The organism is Legionella fairfieldensis ATCC 49588, assembly GCF_000621525.1.
In the GTDB taxonomy this organism is placed as follows: Bacteria; Pseudomonadota; Gammaproteobacteria; order Legionellales; family Legionellaceae; genus Tatlockia; species Tatlockia fairfieldensis.
Map to the genome: position 1 here is coordinate 79,467 of NZ_JHYC01000014.1, position 7,896 is coordinate 87,362.

A 7,896-nucleotide genomic window follows, 5' to 3' on the forward strand; every position below is an offset into this window, starting at 1 on the left:
TTTTAAGGGGGGTCACTGGCTTTACCGGGATGGGGTGAGTGAGACGGCGTATGATTACGATGAGGGGGGGCAGTTAACGGCGGTGCGCGACCGGGACGGCCATTGTCTGGCGTTGAGCTATGAGGAGGGCCATTTGGTGCGGGTGGTCGACAGTTCGGGCGAGCAGCGTATTGAGTGGCGTTTTGAGCGGGGTGTGTTGCAGGAGATAACGACGTGGAGCGAGGCATCGGTGGTTCACCACCTTCGCTATGAGTATGACGCTCAAGGGCGGTTGTGCAGGGTGAGTCGTGATTTGGGTCAGGGGCTGACTTTTTGGGTGACTTATGCGTATTGGGGGGAGTCGACGCGGCTGCGTGAGCTTCGTGAATCGGACGGGGTGGCGTTGTTGCTGGACTATGATGCCAGTGGTCGTCTGATCCGGCTTACGGACGGTGAGGGTCGGTGGACGCAATACCGTTACGAGGCGGGTCATACGGTGATAAGCAATGCATTGGGCGAGACGAGCACGTATGGCTATGACGCCCAGGGGCGTTTAACCCGGGTGGTGGACGGGGTGGGGCATGCGATTGATTACGTGTACGAGGGGGCGAGGCTGGCTGCGATTTATCAGGGGGATTTGCAGTGGCGGTTTGCTTACAATGACGCGGGGGACTGTGTGGACAGGGTGTTGCCTTCTGGCGAGCGAATCAGGTGCACGTACGACAGCGACCATCGTGTGCTGAGCGAGACGCACGTGGCGGACGGGTGGGGTGTACGGACGTCGTATCGGGTTTATGACGAGCGCGGCCATGTGCGGTTTAAGGTGGCGTTGGACGGGACGGTGAGCGAGTGTTGTTACAACGAACAGGGGCAATTGCTGCGCGTTCGTACCTATCTGAAGGCGGGATTGACGGGGCAGTCGCCTGCGTCTTCCCTGTCGTTGAGCGCGATGACGCGCTGGGCGGCCAGTCAGCCGCCTGAGGCAGTGAGTCTGGTGGATTATCGCTACGACTGGCGCGGGTTATTGGCGGAAGAGGTGCATTACGCAGCGATTGACCCGGCGGGCAACGGGGTATTGGCCGGCGCGTTAACGACGTCTTATCGCTACAATGCGGCGGGTCTTTTAGTGGAAAAAGGGCAACCTGTGGCGGGAGGTATCCGTCTGACGCATTACCTGTACGATGATTTGGGTCGCTTGCTGGAAACGCGTGATAGCGAGGGCCATAGCGAGCGGGTGGTGTATGACGAGGCGCACCGTCAGGTGATTACCACGGATGCCAGGGGGGTGCGGACTATTCGCACTTACGACCGTACGGGCCTGCTTCTGGCGACTCAGGTGATGGAGAGTACGGGGGTGTCGTATGGGACGACGACGTATCGTTACGATGAAGCAGGCCGTTTGGTGCGCACGGGGCATGCGGACGGCACCTTCACGGTTTATTGTTACGATGCGGCGGGTCACTTGCTGGCACAATGCGAGCCGGGCGGTCGGGTTTGCGAATACACTTATGATGCGCTGGGGCGGGTGGTGCAGACGGTGCAGCGGGCAGGGGTGGTGACGGCGGACTGGTCGGCCGACTCCCTGACGTGGGCGGCTATCCGGCCTGCGGCGGACCGGGGCGACCGGTTGCGGCAAACGATTTATAATGCCTGTAATCAGGTGGCTTACACGGTGGATGAGGCGGGGGGTGTCATTGGCTTTGACTACGATGCGGCGGGTCAGGTTGTTCGAAAGACGGCGTATGCGACGCGGATTACCCTGCAAGAGGACGTGTTGTTGACGGTGGACACCTTGCTGCTTGTAGCCAGTGAAGACGACCGTATAAGCCGGTACCGCTACGATGAGGCGGGTCGCTTGCAGGCGGAAGTGAATGGCAATGGGGCGGTGACCGGTTATACCTGGGACCGGGAAGGCCATTGCCTGGACGTCTGCCGGTATGCGACGGCGCTGACGGGTCTTTATTCCCTCGACTGGGCGCTGCCGCCGCCCTCGCCCAAGGATAGCCACACGTACAGCCGCTATAATGCCGCGGGCCTTAAAGTGGCCGATATTGATGCGCTGGGCTATGTGACCACCTATGCGTATAACGAGCAGGGGCTGGTGTGTGAAAAGCGGGTAGTGAGTCAGGCCATTGGCATAAGGCGCCTTGAGGAGGGGGCTGCGCTGGAGACGTTGCTGCGACTGAGTGCGGCAGACCACGTCACCACGTATCGCTATGACGGGCTGAATCGTCTGATTGAGCAAACCGACCCTAACCATCGGGTGACACGCTACCGTTACGACGAACGGGGGCAGGTGGTGGAAAGCACGTGCCTGGATGCCCGTAGTCAGGCGTATCGGGGGACGGCCTGCCGCTATGACGCGCTGGGTCGGGTGATTCAACAGCTTAATGCCACCGGCGCTGCCTTGCTGCGGGACTCACCGGGGTTATCGGCCGCCGAACAGGAGGCCATTTGGGCGGCGCACAGCGTTCAGTTGAGCTACGATGCCCTGGGGCGTCTTCTCAGCCAGCGCAATGCGCGGCAAGAGACGACACAGTTTTTTTATAACGAGGCGGGGTTGCTGCAGTACACCGTGACGGCAGACGGCGAAGTCGTGGAGCAGGCTTACAACGGGTTTCAGGAGGTTATTGCGACCCGCCGTTACAGTAACCGGTTACCCGGACTCCTGGTCGGTCTGACGGCAAGCGGGCTTGCTGCCCGGTTAAGCGAGCTTCGCGATGAGGCGCACGATGAAGTCACGACGTATGCGTATCACCCGACGGGGCTGCTGGCTTCCAAAACCGTGGGTGGGCATCAGGAGACCACCGTCTTGTATAATGCTTTTGGCGAGGTGGCGAGTACTCGTCAACGGCTTGATGCCGACCAGGTTTATCAAACCACTTACCGGTATGACCATCAGGGGCTGCTGCGTCACCGTATCGAGGAAGGGGAGGGGCTTTATCGCGACAGTGAAACCCAATACGATGTGTGGGGGCGAGTCAGTAAAGCAATCGATGCGCGTCAGGGGGAGACGACTTATAGGGTCAATGCCCGGGGTGAGTGCACGCTCATTGAGAACGCCGTTCATTCGTCCAAAACGATGAGTTACGATGCCTTTGGTCGAGTGGTGAGTGAAAGCGCGCTGGTGGCGAAGGCGTACACGTATGATGACGAAACCAATACCGTCACCATCAGGCATGTCGGCGAAGACACGACCACGATACTTCAGTTTAATGCGTTTGGCGACAAGGTCTGTCTGGATGACAATGGCGCGGTCACCACCTGGTGTTATGACGAAAACGGGCAATTGCTGGCGGTTGAAAAACCCGAAGGTCAGGGGATGGCCTATCGGTATGACGAAGCCGGTCACCTGGTGTGGCAGCAGGATAACGAGGGCCGGGTGATTGTTTACACGTACGATGCAACAGGGCGTGTGCTGACCAAAATCATCGACCCCGAGGGGCTGGCCCTGACCACCACGTATCGTTATGACGGGATAGGCCGGCAATTGCAGGTGGTGGAAGCCGATGGGCTTTGCAAGCGGTTTACGTACAATGCCGCGGGGCAGCTGCAGCAAACGTGTATCGACCCCGAGGGGCTTCAGTTAAGGACTGATTTTGTCTATGACGAGCGCGGTCTTTTAGTGCGTCAGGTCGAGCATCTGGATGCTCAAAGGACGCGGGTGACTGCTTATGAATGGGATGCGCTGGGGCGGTGTGTGGCGACCATTCGTGACGCCGAGGGCTTAAAGCTTACCACCCGTACCGGGTATGATGCCAATAACAATCGGGTCTGGGAGACGGATGCCAACCAGCACACGCGCCATTGGGTGTATGATGCCAATAACCGTTGCCGCTACGAGGTGGATGCGCGCGGGGTGGTAACGGCGCATCACTACGATAGCCGGGACAATGAATGCAAAACGGTGGTCTATGCTCACCGTCTCAGTCGGGTGGATAATTATACGCAAGCGGGCATTGAGGCGCTGTTAAAGCCGGATGAGCAAGACTGCTATCAGTTTCGTACCTTCGACAGGGCTGGACGGGTGAGGCTTGTATTTGACGCCCTGGGCTATGCGACCCGCTATGTGTATGATGTCAAAGGCAATGTAGTGTCTCAAGTCCGGTATGCGCAGGCTTTTTCCCTTGCCCGTTTAAAAGAAGGTTACGCTCCTGAGCCGCGCGATGAAACGAATGCGCGGGTGACTTACATGGCGTATGACGGGTTGAACCAATTGCGCTACCGGGTGGATGCGCAAGGCGCGGTGACGTCGTTTCACTATAACCGGGCGGGGCAGGTGAGTCAAACGACGCGGTTTTATGTCGGCCTGCCGTTGCAGCAGATGAAGCGGGATTTTTCCTGTGCGGGTATTGAAGCAAAGTTAACCCTTCATGCTGACCAGGACCAAACCACCCGCTACGCCTATGACAAGGCGGGGCGTCTGGTTTATCAGTTAAGTCCCGAAGGGGCGGTGACGCGGTATGACTACGATGGGGCGAGTCGGCGGATAGCGACCTGTCAATACGCCACGCGGTTAAACCCGACAGGGCTTGATGCGCAGTGGCCTGAGCGGGTTATGGCGAGTACGGCGGACCGTCTTACCCGATTTGTATTCGATGCGGCGGGGCGTGAACGTTATCGTATCAGCGCGGAAGGACGCGTTCTTGAGCGCTGTTATGACGCGGTGGGCAATGTGGTGGCGGAGGTGAGGCACACGTGGCGCTTGGCAGACGGCGCCCCACTGAGCAAGGACGCGTTAGAGGACGATAAGGGTGCGCAACGAACGCGATGGACTTATGATACGCTGGGTCGTCTTGTACAAAAGACGGATGCGGCAGGCGGACAGACCGCCTATACCTACGACGGCAATAACAACGTGATAACCCAAACGGATGCCCGTCAGGCGCGCTGGACCTATGGCTATGACGAGGCCAATCAGTTGGTGGAAACCCGCTCCCCCGAGGTCAGCGTCACCGGGGAGGCGGCGGGGCAGTGGGTGAGTGAGACGCGCGCTATCCTCACGCGCCATACTTATGACAGTTTTGGTAACGTGGTGGAGACGGTGCGTGATGCAGAAGGGCTTATGGCGCGCCGGGTCTACGTGTATGACGCCTTGAATCGCTGCGTGGAAACCCGTTATCCGGATGTGCGAGTGGATGCCTCGGGAACAACCGCCTGTGCGCAACGCAACGAGGTGGTGCAAACGCTGACGGAAGTCAACCGCTACAATGCCTTTGGCGAGGTGGTGGCGAAGCAAGACCGGGCGGGGTATTGGTCTTACACGGCTTACAATGGCCGGGGCGAGGTATTGTATACGTTAGGGGCTGATGGTGAGCTGACGGGGTGTGAGTATGACGGGCTGGGGCGGCTGACGGGGAAAACGCGCTACGCGACCCGATTGTCGTTGGAGGCGCTGGGGGGCGACTACTCGGCCGAAGCCTTTGCCCGAGGTCGCTGCGTCAGTGCTGACGACCGGCAGGAGCGCTGTGAATATGACCGGGAGAACCGGCTGGTTAAGGTCAGGCAGGCAGCCCTTCGCAGCTACAATGGTGCGACCCGGCAGTATGCGCGGGCAGAGCCGACCCGACGCTTCACCTACAACGCCTTTGGGGAGGTCATTGAGGAGCAGGTGTGTCGCCAGGCGGGCGAGTGGGCGACCACGCGGTTTCAGTACGACAGGGATGGTTTGAAAGTAGCCACCCTGGATGCCGGACACTACCTGACCACCTGGTCGTACAATGCGCTCGGCGAGACGGAGGCGGAGCGGGCCTATGCGCAGCGCGCCGAGGTCGGTGCGAATGGGGAATGGACGCGGCCTCCAGTCGCTGCGGAAGACCGTTGGGTGGTCTTTGCCTACGATGCCTTAAGCCGCCTGACGGCCAAAACCTTCAAACAGGTGAGTCATGCGCGGCTTACGGCGGATGGACGCCGTTATGAGACGCTCACCGGGGAGGTGACAACGACCTATACGTATGATGCGCTGGACCATCTGACGTCGACCACCGATACGATGGGCTATCGGAGTTTTTGCTATTACGATGCGTTGGGGCAGTTGATTGCCAAAGTGGGGCCTGCTACCGCGGCGGGACAGCGCGCGGTGAGTTACGGCTACGATGGCCTGGGGCAACTGGTGGAAACGACCCGGTTTGCCGAGGGGGCGGCGGCTGCTGATGAAACGACCTTTCGCCTGCGCGGGAAGTCGGCGAAGGACCAGACGACCCATTCGCTTTATGATGCCGAGGGGCGTCTGTTGGCCGAGGTAGACGGCTTGCAGCACGCGGTGTATTACAGCTATGACGGCAGGGGGCAGGTGACTCGCCGCTGGCAGTCATTAACCGGCGTGGATGGCACGTTGCAACGCAGGGACCAACGCTATCGCTACGATGAGGCGGGTTCTTTGTTGCAAACGGCCACGTTGACCGAGGCCGGGTCGCTGATAACCGAGGACGCCTGTTACAATGCCTTTGGCGAGGTGATTGCGAAGGGCCGCAACGGCCGCTTCACCACGCACATGGATTACGACACGGCAGGGCGCGTGTGGCGGAGCAACAGCGCCGGATTTTACCAGATTTATGTCTATGATTTAACGGACAAGGTGACGCAGGTGGTGACGTCCACCCAGGCGTTTAACGGCCAATGGGGCGAGGAAGGGCTTGATTTATCGACGGGCATGGCGAGCGACACGCTGTCGTTCAGTGACGGGGCGTGGCGTTACGGGTTAACGCGACAGGACACGGTTTACGATGCGCTGGGGCATTTAATGAGCAAGCGTAAGGAGTCGGTGGTGCGCGGCACGACCCACGAGGATAGGTTGCAGGCGGTGGAGGAGGTGGAAACGACTGACCGCTGGGGGAATGTGCTCAGTCACACCAGCGCCCGCGGGTTGACTACCCGGATGCGTTACAATGCCTTTGACCAGGTGGTGGAGCAGGTGTTACCGCCGGTGGAGGTCTGTAACGAGCGGGGCGAGCGGCAATGGCTTGCCCCCACGGTGCGTTATGCTTACGATGCGCTGGGCCGGGCGCTGGCGGTCACCGATGCCAACGGGCATACGGTGGCCAAACTGCTGGATGCCGAGGGGCAGGTGCTGGCTGACATCGATGCGAAAGGCAACCGACGGGTGAAGACCTATGACCTCTTCGGCAACCGGGTGAGCAGTCGCACGGAACGCGGGGCATTGACCACCTACGTTTACGATAAGGCCAATCGGTTAATCGAGCTGAAGACGGCGACGGGCAGTCAGCGCAGCCAGTACGATGAAGCAGGTCAGCTCGTTGCGCAAACCGATGCCCTGGGCGCTCACCGCCGGGTGTGGTATGACACCATGGGCCAGAGGATAGCGCAGGAGGACCAGGGGCGTGTAACCCAATACGCCTACGATGACGCCGGCCATCAGGTGCTGGAGCGCGATGCCCAGGGTCACACCCGCACCTGGGCATACAATGAGGCGGGCCAGTTGATTCGCCACGGGGATTTGGGCGGCCATGTCACCACCTACCGTTACAACCGCAATGGCCTGTTGCTGGAGGAAGTCTCGACCGCGGGCAAGCACCTGCAATACCATTACCAGGGTGACGGCGCGCTCATGCAATACGTGGATAACGTCCATCACGAGACGGTGGATTATGCCTATGACCAAGACGGCAATGTCGTTGCCAAAACAGCCTCCCGAACCGTGCAGGGGCCGGATGACGGCTGGCTCAGGGAGATGGATGTCTATGCCTATGACGCGCTCGGGCGTCTGGTGACCGTGCGCCGGCGAAGTCCTCAAGACACCGACTCGCGTTTTCCGGACAAAGACCACGCGCTGTTAAACATCGATTACCAGTACGATGCGGTGGGGAACATCCGGCACACGCAGGTGATGGCCAATTACAGTGGCTTTCAGCCGCTGGTGGGGGATGAGTATTACACGTACGATGAAACCAACCGGTT

At 59.8% G+C, this 7,896-nt stretch carries 1 protein-coding gene; it reads left to right on the plus strand.

The window, feature by feature from the left end; all coding sequences use genetic code 11:
- Positions 1–34 precede the first annotated feature (34 nt).
- The coding region (locus tag T345_RS0105025) for an RHS repeat domain-containing protein (RefSeq protein ID WP_169733781.1) at positions 35–7,896 on the plus strand (7,862 nt) is incomplete at its 3' end.